This is a genomic window from Nitrospirota bacterium (assembly GCA_020846775.1).
In the GTDB taxonomy this organism is placed as follows: domain Bacteria; phylum Nitrospirota; class 9FT-COMBO-42-15; order HDB-SIOI813; family HDB-SIOI813; genus RBG-16-43-11.
The window spans coordinates 1-19,648 of record JADLDG010000029.1 but is presented as its reverse complement, the minus strand read 5'-3'; the positions used below and the strand labels follow the sequence as shown (position 1 = coordinate 19,648).

Sequence of the window (19,648 nt, the reverse complement as noted above, 5' to 3'; positions counted from 1 at the left end):
AGGAATTTGAATACTAAATCCCGCACGTCTCGTGCATATTACCGAGACATTCGATATATGCCTGTAAGAATCCATCCCATCGAAAATCATGGAAGAATTGGATCTGATTTCCCTCACCTGTGTAGGGATCAAAAAGCCTTGAGATTTCATAATATTGCCTGTATTGAGCAGCCTCCGGCAATCTAAAAAAGGTTATAGACAGCCCGTTGGAGCCTGGGCGGGCTGCTCCGTGATATTCTGATATTATACTGTCATTCTTCCTTGTGATAATTGCTTCTACCCTGTCTTCAACCTCTTTTAATAAAAGAGGATCTTCTCCTGTTTCCTGATGTTTTAAACTGTCCCTCAGTCTTTCCATCAGATCGAAAAGATCAACATAAATGTATGGAATTGCGGTGCTATTTAGCTCCTGAGTATTATTTCTGGCCTCACCAATAGCAGCCATTAATATCCCCCGTATCACCGTATCCTCTCCTCTCAGGCCTTCAATAAAGAGGGCTGCGAGATGATCCAGATCCAGGGCAAGGTCATTTATAGTGCTTCCCAGTCTTATTGCAGAGATAGTATAGATCTTACCCTTGTCCGGCGTGTCGCTGCCAGGGTAGAATATCTCTTCATAGAATGTCCTGTAGCTGTCCACTATAACACGGGATAGGGGTTCACCCTCTATAAATGGATCATTCTTAAGGGCTTTAAAGATCGCCGTGTAGTCCCACCCATTTGCCTGGCCAATCTCCTGCGAAAAAACGAGGATATCCGCCAGGTTTCTGAATTCATATGCAGTCTCGGTCTGCCCCATCATGCTTGCATCAAATCCGAGGAGATCAAAGTAGATTCCGCCATCTTCAATTGCCTGCCGAACCAGCGTGTTTGAGAGACAGCAGGACACACCGTCGGTGTCATCCTGCAGGATCCTCCCCTGTTTCAGCTCCGGATGATAATATGAAACCTGTTTTGCCAGACCATCCCCGTGGCTGGATAAAATAAGTGCATAACGGCTTGCAGGGTACTGTCCTGCGGCCCATTGGATAAATTCCGTCAGGGTCTGTCTCTCCGCCATGTTTTTCTCTCCCAGGTCTTCTATGAGAAACGACTTTCCCCGTCTCACCAGGAGTCTTTTTGTTGTGCCTCCAGCCGTATCAATCTGGACCACAACATTAACGAGACGTGAAGTACCTACCGCCTCCATTTCTCCTAAATCGCTTAATAATGCGCCGGACAGATCGTTATCCCCCGCCATATAGACCATGACGGTCCAAACTGGATGATGGTCACGGTTACATCCCCAGATGCCTGATAGTAAAAGCATTAAGCAAAAGACAAAAATAGATAAGACAAAAGGGGAAAGATATATTTTTCGATGTGAAATATACCTATTCCCTTTTATCTTCAATATGTTGTAAATAGAACCATCCTGATTGATTTTCATAAAAAAAAGGGGTGGGGCATTTTTGCCCCACCCCTGATATATTCCGCCAGTGGCGATTAACCTGCCTTTATGGCAAGTTAATTATTTTACTTCTCCGCCGGCTGTGAACTCATCACCTGTAGTCCTGATTACATTTCCAGCAACGTCCTTGACATTCTGGACTTTTACTGCTGTACCAGCACTTGCAGACTCAAGCTCATCATCACTAATAGCATTCGGAGTGGTTGTCTGCAATATGCCATCCGGCCCAGGAAGTATTCCAGCTGACAGACCGGTACTTAAGCCTGTTGGCTCTGTCTGTGTAGCGCTTGCCGCAGTATAAGCAGCTTGAGCTGTATCGCAGACACCGTTCGCGCCGGTTAGAATAAACCCGGAGGTTGCGGCAGTATCAACATCATCGCCAGTCTCAACGACGTCAGTGCCAGTTTCAACACCGCAGACACCGCTGTATCCGCCGACCGGTACTACCTGAATGTCGTCTCCTGAACTGTTGGCGCTATTTGCAATACTGTTGCATTTGCCGTCTGGACCAGCATAAATTACAGTTCCAACTACCACATCATCGCCTGACAAGGTTGTATCTGACGTAGCATCTGTACCATAGTCTACGCATGGTCCGGTATTGGCAGCTACTGTAGCTATAACACCACCGGCTGTTGCAATATACGATGGAATCACGTCATCGCTTCCTGACGCAATACTAGTCTGGAGTATACCATCAGCTCCTGTCCTCATCACAGGAATGCCAACGCCCTTTACCTCTGTTATCCAATTGAGCGGATCAGAGAGAGGCAGCAATACCAGTCTTGTCGAAGGATCATACAGGATAGCCCCTGAAGTAGTATCAACGGCGCCTGTACCACCTGTTGCAAGATTTTCGAAGGTGTAGTTTGATGCAGTCTCTGCACCATCTTCAATGACCTCTTCATTGTACTGAAGAACAATTGCGGTGATCAGGTCAGTATTGTCCGGATCATCACAAATGGTGCCTATATCCGTAGGAATTCCACTTGTCACCTGGCCAGTAGAAGGGCAGGACAATTTCCCTAATACTGCGGAAGTATCCTCAACAAGTTTCGGTCCAACAGTATCCGCAACCCTGACTACGTTGCTCTTTGCACCTTCGGTCTTATCAGCGCTTACACCTACTACATAACAATCATAGGCAATCTGAATTTCATTGTTTTCGACAAATGCATCATACTCATCATCTACGTAATCGCAGCCTGAATCGTAGTTGCACGCATAATTGGAGTCGAAGCAGGTACCAGTGTTATTCACATCATCACAGGTAACTGCATTGTCAGAACTTCCAAAATCAATAGTTGCACTTGAACCGGACACATTTGCAGAATACTCAAGGTAGCCATGTGCCTGCTCGGTTGTGCCCCACTTCTGTACCTTGCGGCAGTACATCTTGTAGGTCTTTGCACCTGATGCCTGCGGCCAATCGAATACTGCTGTACGTGCATTGGCTTCATCTATGCTGCTTGCATTAACCAAAGAGAGCACCGGAGCAACGGGTGTCTGTGATCCCTTTGTGCTGAAATATACAAGACAGTCGTTTGATCCGCTATCAGCAGATGTCGGTGACGGAGAAGTCATCCAGGTCGAAGCTGCTGCAGATCCATCGTCCGGACATACTCCCATATCTACAAATCCTTCACCTTCATCCTCACCAACTCCAAGACCGCTTTCATCAAAGAGCACCTCATTGATGTTCCTGATCCTGACATGATAGAGAGATGAAATTCCTGCATCAGCTATACTGACTGTCAACTTGTCAAATGTGCTGTTCCATGACAATGTGTAGGCAGTATTTCCTACCTTGGCCTGGTCAAAATAGACCTCGATGTAGTCATAGAGGTTGCCAACCGCTTCAGGAGTTGTACCAGTGAATGCATTCTGCGCAATCGGCTCGCTAAACTGAATTTCTACTGATACAGGTCCTGCTGCCAGATCGCTGCCTGGTTCAGGTGTAACCGATATGATCCTTGGACCATGAACGTCAACTGAACAGACATGGATTGCATTCGAAGCCTGTATGTTTGTCAGCTTCAACACCACACCATCTGATTTGGTAGTCTCATACCTTGTTTCTGATTCCGAAAAGGCCTGTTTTGAACCGGTATCTGTAGTAGGACCGGAGACAACAATCTTGACGTCTCTCTGTTCCTCTATATTTGTGGCAGTAAACTTGCCTGTTGAATCTGTGAGACCTGCCCAAACAAGATGATCCGACGAACCGCTGCCTGTATTATTACTGGAATCATAGCTGTAGATCTTAACATCATAAATCCCGCTTACGTTTGAAAAGAAGCCAGGGGTCCCCTCACAACCGGCAACCTGACCCTCGATACTGGCAGCGAGCTTACCAACATTTACAAGGAGTGAATGCGATAGCTTGTGTACCGGTGTATCATGGTTCGTTGAATTTGTGCCGCAATTGGATGCACCTATACCGGTATCTTCATAACCATAGCCGGTAGTGCCGGATTGTGCTGGATCCTCGTTCCAATTAGGACATGGTGCAGAATCATTAAGTGATGTATACTCGACATCCTTATAGGTGTAGACAAACTCAGGGTATTTTTTCTTGGACGGGTCGGCATTGTCAACAACAACCACCCCATTCTCCCTGCTCTTTGCCTTCCTTAAGTCTACTGTCACTAAATATGTATCTGCCTCAGTGCCCAACAACGCATCAGCTGTTGCCGGAACATCACGAAGCACAAACTGTCCGGTCGCATCAGTAGTGGTCTTTGCCACACCAATATCAACCACAGCGCCTTCAATAGGCTGCAATGTGACAGTATCTCTTACAACACCCTGAATGGTCCCCTTAGGTTCAAATGTAGCTGGATTAGGGTTTGTAACAGACTTATTTGAATCATTTGAGCAGCCTGCCATTGTGAAAATGGTCGAGAACAGTACAACTAAAAACCCGGCCATCCATAATGGTTTCATGCTCGAAATCCTTCTTCTTTTCTTCATCTCCTACCTCCTCTCAAATTGTTTTTATTTTTTTCCTGCTTCTACTCGTGCTTCTACTTATGTAAACTAATATGCAGTTATTACATATCAAATCTGTAACCATCACCCCCTCTCCTTCATGTCCTTCATTCTTCTGAGTTCTTTTATTTCCCAGCATCTGCTCCATATTTCCGCCGTACCCATACCTATTGACTGGTTTACCGGCTGAACCCCATGATCATGATGTTGATTTCAATGATGACGGACAAAATTATCAAAAATAAATAACCCTGTCAAGTCTAAATTTAAGAATCAGATAAAGACAAGGAGTAATATAAATAAATGCGCGTACAGAACATTTCATATAGGTATAAATAATTAATATATTAATGTCAAGAAAAAAATCGGATATTAACATGGGATTGAATAACATCGGATTGAGTCACTATAAAGTTTAATTGGTGGCGATAAACACTAATATACATGACTTATGCATAGAGTAGCCAAAAGTTAACACTCTGTCAATATAAATTTTATATGGATAATACCTTTATTATCCTATCGGTCCCATTAAGATCTTTTATTACTTCAATCTGCTTAAAGGTATTCACCTCCTCCAGCAAGCGCTTTATACTCCATGCCTGCCTATATCCAACCTCCATTAACAGATATCCGCCGGATGAAAGATAATAAGGTGATTCGTGTACTATCCTCCTGTAGAAATCAAGTCCATCGGTACCGCCGTAAAGCGCTGATGCCGGTTCATAGTCCTTTATCTCAGGCTGAAGCCCTTCCATCTCCTCTGCAGACACATATGGCGGGTTGGAAACTATTACGTCTAATTTACCCTTGAGGTTAAGGGTTTCGATTGCTCCGAACAAGTCACCGGATAGAAATGTTATATTCTCCCCTGTTTCATGCCTTGCAGCATTTTCCCTCGCTACGGCAAGGGCCCCGTCAGATATATCAACTGCGTATATCCTGCTGTCATTAAGCTCTCTTGCAATGCATACTGCAATACACCCGCTGCCTGTGCAGAGGTCCATGACTGTGGCCCCTTTTTTACTTACACTCTTAACAGCCTCATCAACCAATAATTCTGTCTCAGGTCTCGGTATAAGGACATCTTTGCTGACCTTGAACAACAGCCCCCTGAACTCTACTTCCCCTGTAATATATTGAAGCGGCTCTCTTCGGCCCCTTCTTTCAATGCAGGCATTAAATTGCTCCGCCTCATTATCTTTCAATGTCCTGTCAGGGTGAATCAGAAGGTCCATTCGCCGGCATCCGAGTACATGTGCAAGGATATATTCAGCATCCAGGTATGGGAAAGGGACATTTCGCTGTATTAGATAACCTTCAGCACATCTGAGTGCCTTGGAGATTGTTAAGGCCTGTTTCACCTGAAACCCCTTCCCGACCCCTTGAAGGGGAGGGTATCTTCATTTTATTTCATGTATCTTGACCGGCAGGATGTATGTTACTATACTGCAAACATTCTTTGGAATCCATAACATTTATTCCTGTCAGCTAATACCATATGGAACTTGAATTTCTAAAATCTCTGGTAATTATCCTTTGCATCTCGGCCGTAATTGTGTTTGTCCTCGGAAGGTTGAAGATATCTTCTATTGTCGGATTCCTCATTGCCGGCGTCATTGTTGGTCCGCATGGGGCCCATCTTATATCTGATGTCAGGGACGTAGAACTCTTTGCTGAGATCGGTGTCATACTACTGATGTTTACAATAGGGCTTGAGTTTTCATTAAAAAATCTGCTTAAGCTCCGCCGGTCAATATTTTTAGGAGGTTTCATACAGATAGGTCTGACGATAGCTGTGGTAGTTCTCCTTATTTCCCTGTTTGTTCAGCACAACCTCAATATGGCAATATTTGAGGGATTCCTTGTATCCCTCAGCAGTACGGCTATTGTGATGAAGATACTCCTGGAAAGAAGTGAGATATACTCTCCTCATGGGCGAATGTCGGTAGGAATGCTCATTTTTCAGGACCTCTGTGTTGTGCCTTTCATGCTTCTGATCCCTGTCCTCGCAGGCAATGGTGGCAGCTCCGTTGACGTACTCATTACAATGCTGACAGCTGCCCTTGTTGTCGGCATTGTCCTGTTTGCTTCAACATGGGGAGTTCCGCGAATACTGCATGAGGTAGTCAGTACGCGAAGCCGTGAGCTTTTCTTTATGACTATTATCTTACTATGCCTCGGGACTGCCCTGATTACCTCCATGTTCGGATTATCCCTTGCACTGGGCGCTTTTCTCGCAGGTATTGTCATATCAGAGTCTGAGTATGCGGCTCAGGCTATTTCAGATATCCTTCCATTTAAAGAAAGTTTTACAGGCCTGTTCTTCATGTCTGTAGGGATGTTGTTGAATCTTGGCTTTCTTCGTACACACCTCTGGACTATTTCCGGTATTGTAGTTGTAATTATCCTGATAAAGATTATTACTGCTGCCGTGTCTGCATCTCTGTCAGGTCAATCTCTGCAGAACTCAATTCATACAGGCTTCTATTTGTCACAGGTCGGAGAATTCTCTTTTATCCTTGCAGTTGCCGGGAAAAATGCCGGTCTTATAACAGATGAGATCTATCAGATATTCCTGTCTGCCTCGGTGCTGACAATGATAGCGACTCCTTTTGTCATCAGTGTCTCATCACCTGCAGCCTTATGGTTTATCTCCCGGTCCCTGTTCAACAGGCTGATGAGGATGCGCCGGATTGACCTGACAGAGCCGACTCCTTCAAAAAGGGCCGGACACGTTATTATTACAGGCTTTGGCATCAACGGACGTAATCTGGCAAAGGTCTTGAGGGCGCTGGATATCCCCTATGTTATACTCGAGATGAATAATAATACGGTTAGAAAGATGAAAAAGATGCAGGAGCCTATATATTACGGAGATGGTACAAGTGTAGAAATCCTTCATAAGCTTGGCATCCATTCAGCAAAGGTACTTGTTATTGCTATTTCGGATGCGCCTGCAACAAGGAGGATAGTGCAAATAGCAAGAAAAGAAAATCCTGAGATTCACATAATCGTTCGAACCCGTTATGTTGCTGAGGTTGACCATCTCTTAGACTCAGGCGCCAACGAGGTCATTCCTGAAGAATTTGAAACATCTGTGGAGATATTCTCAAGGGTCCTCCATCATTATAATACACCGAGGAATGTCATATCGGAGCATATCGAAAACATCAGAAAAGACTCCTACAGCGTTCTCAGGGGGATCGCACTTCCCCAAAAAGGAATGACAGAACGACAGGAATTGCTGGAAGGGATGGAGACTGAAACCTATCTTATCCGTGACACGTCAGGCGCTGTCGGTCTCACCCTTAGGGAGCTGAACCTCAGGGTTGAAACAGGCGCCACTATTATAGCCGTAAAACGTAAGGATATTGTCCATCACAATCCTTCATCTGACTTCGCCTTTAAGGAAGGAGATATCCTTCTTTTAATCGGCACGAAAGAGGATATTGACCGGGCAGTGGAATATATTGATTTAAGGATAAAGAGTGTTTAAGAAGACAGGCACGTGCTGTTGTCAATATGAAACTAATTATGTTATATTATCCAATACTTAGTTGGTTCATAACCAAGGGTGAATTGTTGTGCGTAAATGACTGACTGAAATAAAATACGGAGGATTATAAATAAGACATGAACTCTTTCTATAAGAACTTAGGACTATGGGTAATAATTGGCGGCGTAATGATTCTTTTATATTATCTCTCACAACAGGGAACCCCGACATCAAAGGAAATGGTGTTTAGTGACTTCCTTAACAAGATTGAAGCAGGAGACGTTACAGATGTTGTGATCAAGGAGAAAAAGATTACAGGGACATTGAAGGATGGTGCCCAGTTTAATACTTATGTAGTTGATTACCCGAACCTTGTAACCGATCTCAGGGCTAAGAATGTAAAGATTACGGTCAAACCTCCTGATGACACTCCATGGTATATCGCATTTCTCTTTTCCTGGGGACCTATTATACTCCTGGTTGCTGTGTGGATATTCTTTATGAGACAGACACAAATGGGAGGAAACAAGGCATTATCTTTCGGCAAGAGCAAGGCAAAGCTTCTGACTGAAGATCGCAAGAAAGTTACCTTTGCAGACGTAGCAGGTGTAGAAGAGGCCAAGGAGGAGGTTCAGGAAATCATAGAATTCCTTAAAGACCCTCCCAAGTTTCAGAAACTTGGCGGGAGGATCCCCAAGGGAGTATTAATCGTCGGACCTCCTGGTACAGGCAAAACCCTGCTTGCAAAGGCAATTGCAGGAGAGGCAAACGTACCGTTCTTCAGCATAAGCGGTTCTGACTTTGTAGAGATGTTCGTCGGTGTCGGAGCTTCAAGGGTCAGGGACCTCTTTGATCAGGGTAAGAAGAATGCCCCCTGTATAATATTCATTGATGAAATTGATGCGGTAGGACGTCTTCGCGGCGCCGGTCTTGGCGGAGGACATGATGAACGTGAACAGACACTTAACCAGCTCCTTGTTGAGATGGATGGGTTTGAGACAACTGAAGGTGTGATCCTTATCGCTGCTACAAACAGGCCCGATGTACTTGACCCGGCCCTCCTCAGGCCTGGCAGATTTGACAGGCAGATCGTTGTGGGAAGGCCTGACGTCCGGGGCAGGGTTGAAATCCTGAAGGTCCATACAAAAAAGATACCATTGTCAAGTGATGTTAATCTGGAGACGATCGCGAGAGGGACACCCGGGTTCTCAGGCGCCGAGCTGGCAAACCTTGTCAATGAGGCCGCGCTATATGCAGCGAGGATAAACAAGAAGTCAGTTGAGATGACAGACTTTGAGGCTGCCAAGGATAAAGTCCTGATGGGGGTGGAGAGAAAAAGCCTCTTCATAAGCGAAAAGGAAAAGAAAAACACTGCCTTCCATGAGGCAGGCCACACACTCGTGGCAAAGCTTCTGCCGGGGACAGACCCTATCCATAAGGTTACCATTATCCCAAGGGGACGGGCGCTTGGTCTTACACAGCAGTTACCTGTTGACGAAAAATATACCTACTCAAAAGAATTTCTATATTCAAACATAGCAGTGCTGATGGGTGGCCGGGCAGCTGAGGAGTTGATGATGAATCACATGACGACAGGGGCCGGTAATGATATTGAACGGGCTACTGACCTGGCGAGAAAGATGGTGTGTGAGTGGGGAATGAGTGAGAAGCTCGGCCCTCTTACCTTTGGTAAAAAACAGGAAGAGATATTTCTTGGACGTGAGATTTCACAGCACAGGGATTACAGCGAAGATACTGCCATAATGATTGATGCCGAGGTTAAGCGGCTCGTAATGGAAAACTATGACAGGGCAAAGAAGATGCTTAAAGATAATATCAATACACTGAAGGCACTTGCAGAGGCACTGTTGGAAAAGGAAGTCCTCGATGGACCTGAAATAGAAGAAATTATAAGATTGACAACTTCAACAGTGTAATTAAACATTTCTTGTCCGCATTCAGTTAATGTGTTTTACCGTATTTAATTGACATGAGGAACAAAACCAGGCTTATGGGAATATTAAATGTTACCCCCGATTCCTTTTCAGACGGAGGACTTTTTTTTAATCATGAAAAGGCCGTAACCCGCGGAATTAAATTAGAAGATGATGGCGCTGACATTATTGATATCGGAGGTGAGTCAACACGGCCTGGAGCAGCCTCTGTCCCGTTTGAGGAAGAGGTCAGGCGTGTAATACCGGTAATCGAAGCGCTGGCAAATCGTGTAAAGATTCCAATATCTGTTGATACGTATAAATCAGGTGTTGCAAGGCTGGCCCTGGAGGCAGGGGCATCTATAATTAATGATGTCAGTGCATTAAGATTTGATGCGGAAATGGTTCATGTAGCAAGTAAGCACCATGTTCCTGTTGTATTAATGCACATGCTTGGAAACCCGGGGAATATGCAGACAAACCCCGTATATGATGATGTTGTAAATGATGTATTCAACTTCCTCTCGGAACGTGTGGCATATGCAACAAACAATGGCATCAGTAAAGATAAAATTATAGTAGATCCTGGTATTTGTTTCGGAAAAAGCCTTGCACACAACCTGCTGTTGATAAAGCGCCTGGATATCTTTAAAAACCTGGGCTGCCGACTGCTGGTCGGCCCTTCCAGGAAGTCTTTCATCGGGACAGTTTTGAACCAGGCTATTGAAGGCCGTCTGGAAGGTACGGCAGCTGTTGTAGCGGTTGCCATCATGAAAGGGGCAGATATCATCAGGGTGCATGATGTTAAGGAAATGAGACAGGTTGTTGAGATGGTGAATGCGATAGAGGGATATGAATTTCATTAGAGGCATGGTCAGCGAATTACGCTGGCAGGACATTGTGGATATAGCCATTGTCACATTTGTATTCTACCGGCTATTTCTCATTATAAAGGGCACGCGGGCATTTTACATGCTTATGGGCCTTGTTGTACTTTTTGTTACATTTGTAATATCAAGGTGGGCCGGACTCTATACTCTCGACTGGTTAATACACAGCTTTGGCTCATATATAGTTCTCGCACTTATAATCCTGTTTCAGCCAGAGATCAGAAAAGCCCTGGTTCAAATGGGCCAGAATCCGCTTACAAAGAGGCTCACCCCTATGGAGGAATCAAAGTATATTGAAGAAATAATCAAGGCATCAGTATCAATGGCGAGTAAAAAGATAGGGGCAATTATCGTCATTGAGAGAAACACTGAACTTAAAGACCTTGTAGAGATGGGTATTCAACTTGATGCGCGTATAACCAGGGAATTGCTTACAAGCATTTTTCTGCCATACTCGCCTATTCACGATGGGGCTGTTATCATTAAGGCAGATCGTATCGTCGCCGCAGGATGCTTCCTCCCTCTAACCCTGAGCTCAGATGTGAACAAAGCCCTTGGGACAAGGCACAGGGCAGCAATAGGTGTGACTGAAGAGACCGATGCAGTAGTTATTGTTGTATCCGAGGAGACCGGAGATATCTCGGTAAGCATTGACGGGAACATGATGAGGAAACTCGACACCGCAGCGTTGCGACGTGTATTGACAAACATATTCCAGCAGGAAAAGAAAAAAGACAAAACCATCTGGTTCGGCAGATTAGGGGAACGTCTATCAGGTAAGAAAAACAGGGAAAGACTCAGCAGGATTATTGGCGGAGATGAATTAAACAAGTAGAACAGGGAAGATGAGTTACATCAGGAACCTTATATTAGAAAATGCATTCTTAAAATTTGCTTCACTCTTTTTTGCTATTGTCTTATGGTTTTATATCTCCCCCATATCCATGAGAGATACCCTTGAGGTCAATTATGTCCTTCCACTTGAGCTCAAAAATATTCCTGAAGATATGATGGTTATAGGGAACTTCGAGGACCGTATTAACGTCAGATTAAGGGGAAGACAAAATGTACTCAGAGATCTTGACCCGACTCAATTGAGTGTAAGCCTTGATCTTTCAAAGGTGAAGGCAGGCGGGAGATTCTATGCTATTGATAACAGCAACATAAACATTCCTCATGGCACTAATATGGAAGTAATCAGAATAGACCCAAAAAAGATTAAGATTGATGTAGTTAACTCAGTAAAGAAAGATGTAAAGGTGCAGATTAATATTACAGGAATGCCGGAGCCCGGATATAAACTCCGCAGGATATCAATTAATCCGCCACTGGTTACAGTGGAAGGTTCAGAGTACGAGGTGACATCACTATCTGTTCTGAAAGGGCCGGAGATAGACATTACCGGCAGAAAAAACAGTTTCACCCGGGAAGTCAAGATAGACACCCCTTTTCATAATGTAAGGGTTTTAGGAAAAAGGGTTATTACGGTTTATGTGGAGATAAGTAAAATATGAGAAAATTATTTGGTACAGATGGTATCAGGGGTATAGCAAACGTAGAACCATTGACAGCCGAAATGACTGTCCGTCTGGGAAGGGCAGCGGCATATTTTTTCAAGAAGAAAAAGAATAAGGTAGGCCATCACAGGATAGTAATAGGAAAGGATACCCGTCTGTCGGGTTATATGTTTGAAGGCGCACTTACTGCCGGCATCTGCTCAATGGGGGTTGATGTCCTGCTCGTCGGTCCCATGCCGACTCCCGCTATTGCCTTTTTAACCCGGAGTTTCAGGGCAGATGCAGGTGTTGTTATATCTGCATCCCATAATCTTTTTGAAGATAATGGGATTAAATTCTTCTCTGAAGATGGTTTCAAACTTCCGGATGATCATGAACTTGAAATTGAGAAGCTCATTGATTCTGGAGAGACAGACAATCTGAGACCTACGGGTGAGGGGCTTGGGAAGGCCTTCCGGATTGACGATGCAGAAGGCAGATACATCGAGTTTGTAAAAAACAGTATCCCGAAAGGGCTTGACTTCGGAGGGCTCAAGGTTGTCATAGACTGCTCAAACGGTGCGGCTTACAAGATAACACCCACAGTATTGCGGGAACTCGGGGCAGATGTAATTACGATTGGTGATAAACCTGACGGTGTGAATATTAATCGTTCGTGCGGTTCCCTGCATCCGGAGGCAGTTCAACGTCTCGTTAAAGAACACAACGCTCATATCGGACTGGCTCATGACGGAGATGCAGACAGGTTAATAATGGTTGACGAAAAAGGTGAAGTAGTGGACGGCGATAAGCTGCTGGCAATGTGTGCCATCGAGTATAAAAGATTAGGAAGGTTGTCTCATGACACACTCGTCGCAACCGTTATGAGCAACTTCGGTCTTGATATCGCAATGAAAGAAGCGGGCATACGCGTTGTCAGGACACAGGTTGGAGACAGATATGTCATGGAAGAGATGATAAAAAACAACTACAACCTCGGCGGGGAACAGTCAGGACACTTAATTTTCCTGGATTACAATACTACAGGTGATGGCCTTATAACGGCGCTGCAGGTTTTGACGATGATGCAGCAGACAGGAAAGGGACTGTCTGATCTGGCATCCTGCATGAAAACTTTTCCTCAAAAATTAGTCAATATCAAGGTGAAAGAGAAGAAGCCGCTCGAAACCTTGCGCGACTTTAACAGGATCGTCAGAGAGTCAGAAAAAAAGCTGGAAGGAAGGGGTCGAATTGTTGTAAGATACTCAGGTACCGAGACTCTCCTTCGAATAATGGTCGAGGGCGAGACACACGAAGAAATATTAGAAGTAATTGATACTGTTTCTGATGCAGTTCATAAATATATCGGGGTGACTTGATACAAGATACGGAGGTGTTATGAATAATCTATGTAAAATGGTACTTATTGTATCAGCAATGATGCTGGTATTTCCTTTAATGTCTTTTGCCGAAAACGACCCAACTACGGACCCTGGTTTTTATCCTCAGGAATATATAAACAAGAAAAACCCCCTGCCATTTAATCTGGCTACATTAAGGGAAGGGCGTGCGCTCTATACAGGTCATTGCGAGGTATGCCATGGCGTACACGGCGACGGCAAGGGAAATGCCGCTGTTATCGGTAAGTATAAACCAATGCCGCGGGACTTTACGAAATCATCCGCGATATCGGATAAGTCGGACGGTATGCTGTTTTATTCTGTCTCCAAGGGTGTACACGGAACCAGGATGTTCGCAAGGGAAGAAATCATGAAGCCGGAGCAGAGATGGGCCGTTATACACTATATAAGGACTTTTGCCAGGGAAGTGAATAAGACGAATTAGATACATATGGAAGAAGTATCAAGACGGAATTTCTTAACTACAGCTATTAATGTCCTGATAGGTATCTGGGCCGCTTGTGCAGCTGGGTTATCCGGTTTCGCAGGTATCAGGTATATATGGCCTACGGAAAAGACAGCAGGGCCTCCTGGTGAAGATAAAGTCTCTTTCCCTGCCGCCGACCTCCCTGAAGGTGGCATGAAAAAGCTTGTAATCGGGGGCAAACCGGTCGGCATCATCAAGAGCAACGAAACGCTGTATGCCCTTTCACTTATCTGTACTCACCTGGGATGCATAGTTAACTGGCATCCGGAACAGAACAGACTCGTCTGCCCGTGTCATGCAGGCACTTATGATCTGAATGGGACAGTAGTGGCCGGCCCGCCGCCTCGTCCGCTTCCAAGTTACGATGTAAAGATTACCGGGGATAAGATAGTCGTGGGATGATATAAGAAGCAATGAGTGTAAAGCAATGAGCAATGAGTAATAATAAGATAAAAAAAAGACGTACGTGGCTGGACAAGATTGAGCGCAGTGTCAACCTGCGATGGATTATTAACTGGTTTGGGCTCGCCACCGGCTTTCTATATGGTGAACTTGACGACAGGCTTGATCTCAGGACAGCCCTTCAGAAGATACTTAAGAAGCCTGTGCCAAAACATGTCAATTTCTGGTTTTGTTTCGGCGGTTTCACTTTCCTCCTCTTTGTAACTAATATAATAACCGGTATACTCCTGCTTATGTATTACAGGCCAACTATTGATCAGGCATATGACAGTGTAGTCCATATCACCAACAATGTCCCTTTTGGATGGATGGTACGTGGATTTCACCACTGGGCAGCAAATATTATGGTTATTACTGTGCTTATACATATGATAAGGATTTATTTTCATGGTGCGTATAAACATCCGAGGGATATGAACTGGGTCATTGGGATCACCCTTTTATTACTTGTTATGGCCTTTGGATTTACAGGTTATCTTCTGCCATGGAACCAGGTCTCATTCTGGGCAACGACAATAGGTGCAGAGATACCATCTACATTTCCCATTCTTGGAAAATATTTTACTTATCTTCTTAAAGGGGGAGATGCAGTTGGCCAGCTTGCACTAACAAGGTTCTTTGCCTTTCATGTAGTAATACTACCCTGGATTACTGTCGGTTTGCTTGCAATGCATTTTCTGATGGTCAGGAGACTCGGCATTTCAGAGCCATTGTGAAAATTGGCTTAGAATCGTCCAGCATAAATTTGTCTGGCAATATGATAAATATCATACAATGTCACTAACAAATATAGTATGATAGTATATAGGTAAATTCACCTTACAACAGGAGGTAATAATACAATGGTAGCAACTGAGGCGCTAAAGAAAGACCACAGACTGATAGAGAAGATGCTTGACATCTTACAAAAGGTGGCCAAAAAGTTAGACCAGGGGGCTGATGTACCTGCAGATTCACTGAAGAAAGCTTCAGACTTTATTAAGACTTTTGCAGATAATTATCATCATGGAAAAGAGGAGGACCTGCTATTCCAGGCCATGGAAGAGAGGGGATTCCCGAGGGAGGGAGGCCCAATCGGAATGATGCTGATTGAACATGATGAAGGGCGGAGCTTTGCAAGGGGATTAGCTGAAAGTATTGAGAAATATGCTGCAGGAGATAATAGCTTCAAGAAGGCAATTGCTGAGAATGCACGGAATTATTCGGATCTGCTGTCACAGCATATTCCTAAAGAAGACGGCATACTTTATATGATGGCCGATAACATCCTGCCGGAGTCGTTTCAGGAAGAACTCTTAAAGAAATTTGAGATAGTTGAAAAAGAAAAACTCGGAGAAGGCGGCTGGCAGAAGTATGCTAACCTTGTTGAACAACTATCCAAAGAATTGTCCTAAAGTAGCCTTATGTCAATACCTGCACATTAAGTTTCAGGGTGGGAATTACCCACCCTGATGATTTTTTACGGACTAAGTAAGACGTAAGCCGAATTCTGTTCTCCCATCCCGTTACCAGGACGAAAGCGATGATCATTCCTCTGAGACCCTGATTGCTCAGGACCTTAAGCGACCTAACCCGGAGACTCGGACGGGCAGCCCTCAATCGTCCCCCTATTTGGTCTTGCTCCTGGTGGGGTTTACCGTGCCTCCATTGTTACCAATGGAGCGGTGAGCTCTTACCTCGCCGTTTCACCCTTACTAGGAAGATACTTCGCATCTTCACTAATAGCTTATAGCTATTAGCCAATAGCTACAAGTGAAAGCCATTAAGGCTTTCCTAGCGGTTTGTTTTATGTGTCACTTTCCTTAGGGTCACCCCCACTGGTTGTTAGCCAGCACCGCGCCCTGCGGAGTTCGGACTTTCCTCCCTGTCCACGAAACGGGACAGAGCGATCATCTGTCTTACTTAGTCCGAAATTTGGAATCTAAATTCCTTATATCTTAGCCCTTAATAATATTAAATCCAAATCACAAATCTTTCAAGCATTTTGTCTAATGCAGCTTATGATATTGATTATTCAGAGTTTGGACTCAGGATCAGGAATGCTTTCTGTCCACTGCCTTATTTGCCAGGGCATCCGCTTCTCTGTTTTTTTCACGCGGAATATGTTCAATAGTAAAATCCCTGAATTGGGAAGTCAATTCTTTTGCCTCTTTATACAATGGCAAAAGACCCTCATTTCTAACCTTATATATACCGTTAAGCTGTCTTACCATAAGCTCTGAATCTGAGTAAACAACAATTTTCCCGGCATTGTATTTCAAAGAGGTCTTCAATGCATTTAACAGTGCAGTATATTCAGCAACATTATTCGTTGTAATTCCGATATATCCGCCAACTTCTTCTATTACGCAGCCGTCAGAATCCTTAATGATTACCCCAAAACCACCTTCACCTGGATTTCCCCTTGCAACTCCGTCTGTAAAGATTTTCAGGATGCTGTGTCTTGTGGTTTCCAATAGAGGATCCTCTTGCAGTTTAAACAGTAGCTTATCTTTTCATTCTTTTTTATTTCAGCAAAGACCTGAGGCGGGACGCGCATATGACAGCCAAGACAGTGCTCATTTTTCACAGTTACGACAGCTAACCCCTTTTTGTCACTAAGAAGCCGGTTATATTCAGAAAGAAGTTTAGGATCCATACCGGCTACGATGTCGCTTTTTTGAGATTCCAGATCCTTTAAAATTTCAGCAAGTTTCTCATAATCCTTTTCAATTACTTCCTTCTCCCTGTTAAATACCTTCTCTGCTTCCTTAACTACATTTTCCTTCTCTGATCGCTTTACCTTTAATTCATCAAGCATTTCAAACAGGACTAATATCTTTTCTTCTATTTCAGACTTATCCTGTCCTGCAGACTCAATTTCCTTGAGCAGTGCATGATATTCCTTATTTGTCTTAATCTCAGGGATTTTCTCTTTAAGTTTAGTTACCTTGGTCTCTGCATCCTTGAGCGAACTCTCAAGGTTTTTTCGCTCCTTGGTAGCAGAATCAAAACCGGCAGACGCCTCTGATAACTCCTGTTGTGCTTTATCAAGGCTGCCCCTAATCGAGGCAATGATAGACGGCAGGTTCTTTTGCTTTTCTACTATCCCTGCAATGCGGAAGTCTTTATCCTGAAGTTGAACAAGAATCCTTAGCTGGTCATATTGTATAAAATCCATAAGTGAACTTTAAATTATATCATACATAATAAAACTTACAACTGCATAATACCATGTTAAACATGGTGGGCCCACCAGGACTTGAACCTGGGACCAACCGGTTATGAGCCGGTAGCTCTACCAACTGAGCTATGGGCCCTGCAATCCTACTCTATAAAGCTCTTGAGGCGTTTACTACGGCTTGGGTGTCTCAGCTTTCTTAAGGCCTTAGCTTCAATTTGTCTAATCCTTTCACGTGTAACATCAAAGCTCTGACCGACCTCCTCAAGAGTATGATCCGTTATTTCGCCTATCCCAAAACGCAGCCTCAGTACTTTTTCTTCCCTTGGCGTAAGTGTCTGTAACACAGAATCAATCTGCCCATGCAGGTTTGCCTTAACTGCTGCCTCCAGAGGAGACACCACCTTTTTGTCTTCAATGAAATCACCGAGATGGCTGTCTTCCTCCTCACCAACAGGGGTCTCCAATGAAATAGGCTCTTTTGCGATCTTAAGAACCTTCCTCACCTTGTCTACAGGAAGTTTCATCTCTGCAGCGATTTCTTCCGGAGTTGGTTCTCTGCCGATCTCCTGTACCAGCTGCCTTGATGTACGAATCAATTTGTTGATAGTTTCAATCATATGCACAGGGATCCTGATTGTCCGTGCCTGATCAGCAATCGCCCTTGTTATTGCCTGACGTATCCACCATGTAGCATAGGTACTGAACTTATAACCACGTCTGTATTCAAACTTATCTACTGCCTTCATCAGCCCAATGTTTCCTTCCTGAATAAGGTCAAGAAACTGAAGTCCGCGGTTGGTGTATTTCTTAGCGATACTTACGACCAAACGAAGGTTTGCTTCAATGAGCTCACTCTTTGCAATCCTGCTCCGTAACTCTGCCATCTCTAATACCTTTACAGCCTCTTTAAGTTCATGTGAAGGTATAACAACGTCATTCTCAATTAATCTCAGAGATTCCACAGCAGCAGACCAGGTCCTCTCCAAACTCAGGATATCTTCCTCCCGTTTATTGATCTTATCTGCCAGTCTCTTTAATTTTAATTTATTCCCCTGTATCTTACCGAAAATTACCGGAAGCTCATCGGCCTTGCATTTCATTTTCCTGCTGCAGACCTGAATCTCATTATCCTTGCGATGTATTTCCTTATTGTATTCTTTTAACTTCTCCACTATCATATCAATAAACTTTGCTTTCAGATTAAGGGAAACCACTACTTCAATTATCTTTGCCTTAATAGCTGAAATCTTGGAATTAGCCTTGGCAAGTTCTTTCACTTTTAATGTGCCGGAATTAACTTTTTTCTGCTGATTCCTGAATTCTCTATACGTCCTTTTTAGCTTTTCAATCACAGCCAAAGTCTTGTGCTTCAACTCCTCTATATCCTGTTCAACAATCTCCTCAAACTCGACATCTTCCTCTTCATATGTAGACACAAACTCATGAAGTGTGACTTTACCTGTCTTCAGTCTATCTCCGAATAAAACGATCTGACTTATGGTAAAAGGCATACCAAAGATTATAGATTCAATCTCCCTTTTACCTTCTTCAATCCTTTTAGCTATCTCGATCTCACCTTCCCTGCTTAAGAGGGATACATCTCCCATTTCTTTCAGGTAAAGCCTGACAGGATCATCTAACCTTGCTATCCCAACACTCAGATCTCTCTCTTCCTTCTCTTCTTCCTCTACCTCTTCTTCATTAACAAGTTTCTGATAATTTTCTTCTTCTATTTGATCAACAATGTCAATTTCCATCTCACCGAACATCATCATTATGCTATCCATCTCATCAGAGGAGACAAAATCTTCAGGCAAGGCATTATTAAGCTCATCATACGTTAGATAGCCTTTTTCCTTACCTACTGAAATAAGGT

The 19,648-nt window shown here is 44.0% G+C and carries 16 protein-coding genes, 1 tRNA gene and 1 other RNA gene; 10 read left to right on the top strand and 8 right to left on the bottom strand.

Annotation, left to right across the window (positions count from 1 at the left end):
- Positions 1 to 13: 13 nt before the first annotated feature.
- The 3 genes from IT392_04595 to prmC form a co-directional block, all read right to left on the bottom strand.
- Positions 14 to 1,240 (bottom strand): hypothetical protein, encoded by a 1,227-nt coding sequence (locus IT392_04595; GenBank protein MCC6543765.1) that lies wholly within the window; start codon positions 1,238 to 1,240, stop codon positions 14 to 16.
- A 270-nt stretch (positions 1,241 to 1,510) separates the two neighbouring features.
- On the bottom strand, positions 1,511 to 4,423 hold the full coding sequence (locus tag IT392_04590; GenBank protein MCC6543764.1) for a carboxypeptidase regulatory-like domain-containing protein: 2,913 nt from the start codon (positions 4,421 to 4,423) through the stop codon (positions 1,511 to 1,513).
- Between the two features lie 512 nt (positions 4,424 to 4,935).
- Positions 4,936 to 5,805 carry a peptide chain release factor N(5)-glutamine methyltransferase gene (prmC, locus tag IT392_04585; GenBank protein ID MCC6543763.1) on the bottom strand — a complete coding sequence of 290 codons (870 nt, stop codon included), beginning with the start codon at positions 5,803 to 5,805 and terminating at the stop codon, positions 4,936 to 4,938.
- Positions 5,806 to 5,942: 137 nt separating this feature from the next.
- Here prmC and IT392_04580 point away from each other — a divergent pair, with 137 nt between their 5' ends.
- The 10 genes from IT392_04580 (at position 5,943) to IT392_04535 (ending at position 16,003) form a co-directional block, all read left to right on the top strand.
- Complete coding sequence (locus IT392_04580) at positions 5,943 to 7,940, top strand: cation:proton antiporter (GenBank protein ID MCC6543762.1); 1,998 nt, start codon at positions 5,943 to 5,945, stop codon at positions 7,938 to 7,940.
- A 137-nt stretch (positions 7,941 to 8,077) separates the two neighbouring features.
- On the top strand, positions 8,078 to 9,877 hold the full coding sequence (gene ftsH, locus IT392_04575) for an ATP-dependent zinc metalloprotease FtsH (protein MCC6543761.1): 1,800 nt from the start codon (positions 8,078 to 8,080) through the stop codon (positions 9,875 to 9,877).
- A gap of 53 nt (positions 9,878 to 9,930) precedes the next feature.
- Positions 9,931 to 10,740, top strand: coding sequence for a dihydropteroate synthase (gene folP / locus IT392_04570; protein MCC6543760.1), 810 nt, complete (start codon positions 9,931 to 9,933; stop codon positions 10,738 to 10,740).
- On the top strand, positions 10,736 to 11,599 hold the full coding sequence (locus IT392_04565; GenBank protein ID MCC6543759.1) for a TIGR00159 family protein: 864 nt from the start codon (positions 10,736 to 10,738) through the stop codon (positions 11,597 to 11,599). Before folP ends, IT392_04565 begins: the two co-directional genes overlap by 5 nt.
- A 10-nt stretch (positions 11,600 to 11,609) precedes the next feature.
- Positions 11,610 to 12,278, top strand: a complete 669-nt coding sequence (locus tag IT392_04560; protein ID MCC6543758.1) for a hypothetical protein — start codon at positions 11,610 to 11,612, stop codon at positions 12,276 to 12,278.
- Positions 12,275 to 13,639 (top strand): phosphoglucosamine mutase, encoded by a 1,365-nt coding sequence (locus IT392_04555; protein MCC6543757.1) that lies wholly within the window; start codon positions 12,275 to 12,277, stop codon positions 13,637 to 13,639. The genes IT392_04560 and IT392_04555 overlap by 4 nt, the downstream gene beginning before the upstream one ends.
- Positions 13,640 to 13,658: 19 nt before the next feature.
- Positions 13,659 to 14,105 (top strand): cytochrome c, encoded by a 447-nt coding sequence (locus tag IT392_04550; protein MCC6543756.1) that lies wholly within the window; start codon positions 13,659 to 13,661, stop codon positions 14,103 to 14,105.
- A gap of 6 nt (positions 14,106 to 14,111) precedes the next feature.
- Complete coding sequence (locus IT392_04545) at positions 14,112 to 14,549, top strand: Rieske (2Fe-2S) protein (GenBank protein MCC6543755.1); 438 nt, start codon at positions 14,112 to 14,114, stop codon at positions 14,547 to 14,549.
- Between the two features lie 32 nt (positions 14,550 to 14,581).
- Complete coding sequence (locus tag IT392_04540; GenBank protein ID MCC6543754.1) at positions 14,582 to 15,325, top strand: cytochrome b N-terminal domain-containing protein; 744 nt, start codon at positions 14,582 to 14,584, stop codon at positions 15,323 to 15,325.
- A gap of 126 nt (positions 15,326 to 15,451) precedes the next feature.
- Complete coding sequence (locus tag IT392_04535; protein ID MCC6543753.1) at positions 15,452 to 16,003, top strand: hemerythrin domain-containing protein; 552 nt, start codon at positions 15,452 to 15,454, stop codon at positions 16,001 to 16,003.
- Positions 16,004 to 16,072: 69 nt separating this feature from the next.
- Here the strand turns inward: IT392_04535 and rnpB are convergent.
- From rnpB to rpoD, 5 genes are all read right to left on the bottom strand, one after another.
- Positions 16,073 to 16,514: RNase P RNA component class A (gene rnpB, locus IT392_04530), an RNA gene on the bottom strand.
- 128 nt (positions 16,515 to 16,642) lie between these two features.
- Positions 16,643 to 17,044, bottom strand: a complete 402-nt coding sequence (locus tag IT392_04525) for a ribonuclease HI family protein (protein MCC6543752.1) — start codon at positions 17,042 to 17,044, stop codon at positions 16,643 to 16,645.
- Positions 17,038 to 17,769 (bottom strand): hypothetical protein, encoded by a 732-nt coding sequence (locus IT392_04520; protein ID MCC6543751.1) that lies wholly within the window; start codon positions 17,767 to 17,769, stop codon positions 17,038 to 17,040. Before IT392_04520 ends, IT392_04525 begins: the two co-directional genes overlap by 7 nt.
- A gap of 63 nt (positions 17,770 to 17,832) precedes the next feature.
- Positions 17,833 to 17,908 (bottom strand) — tRNA-Ile (locus tag IT392_04515).
- Positions 17,909 to 17,915: 7 nt separating this feature from the next.
- Positions 17,916 to 19,648: RNA polymerase sigma factor RpoD (gene rpoD / locus IT392_04510; GenBank protein ID MCC6543750.1), on the bottom strand; the 1,733-nt coding region annotated here is incomplete at its 5' end.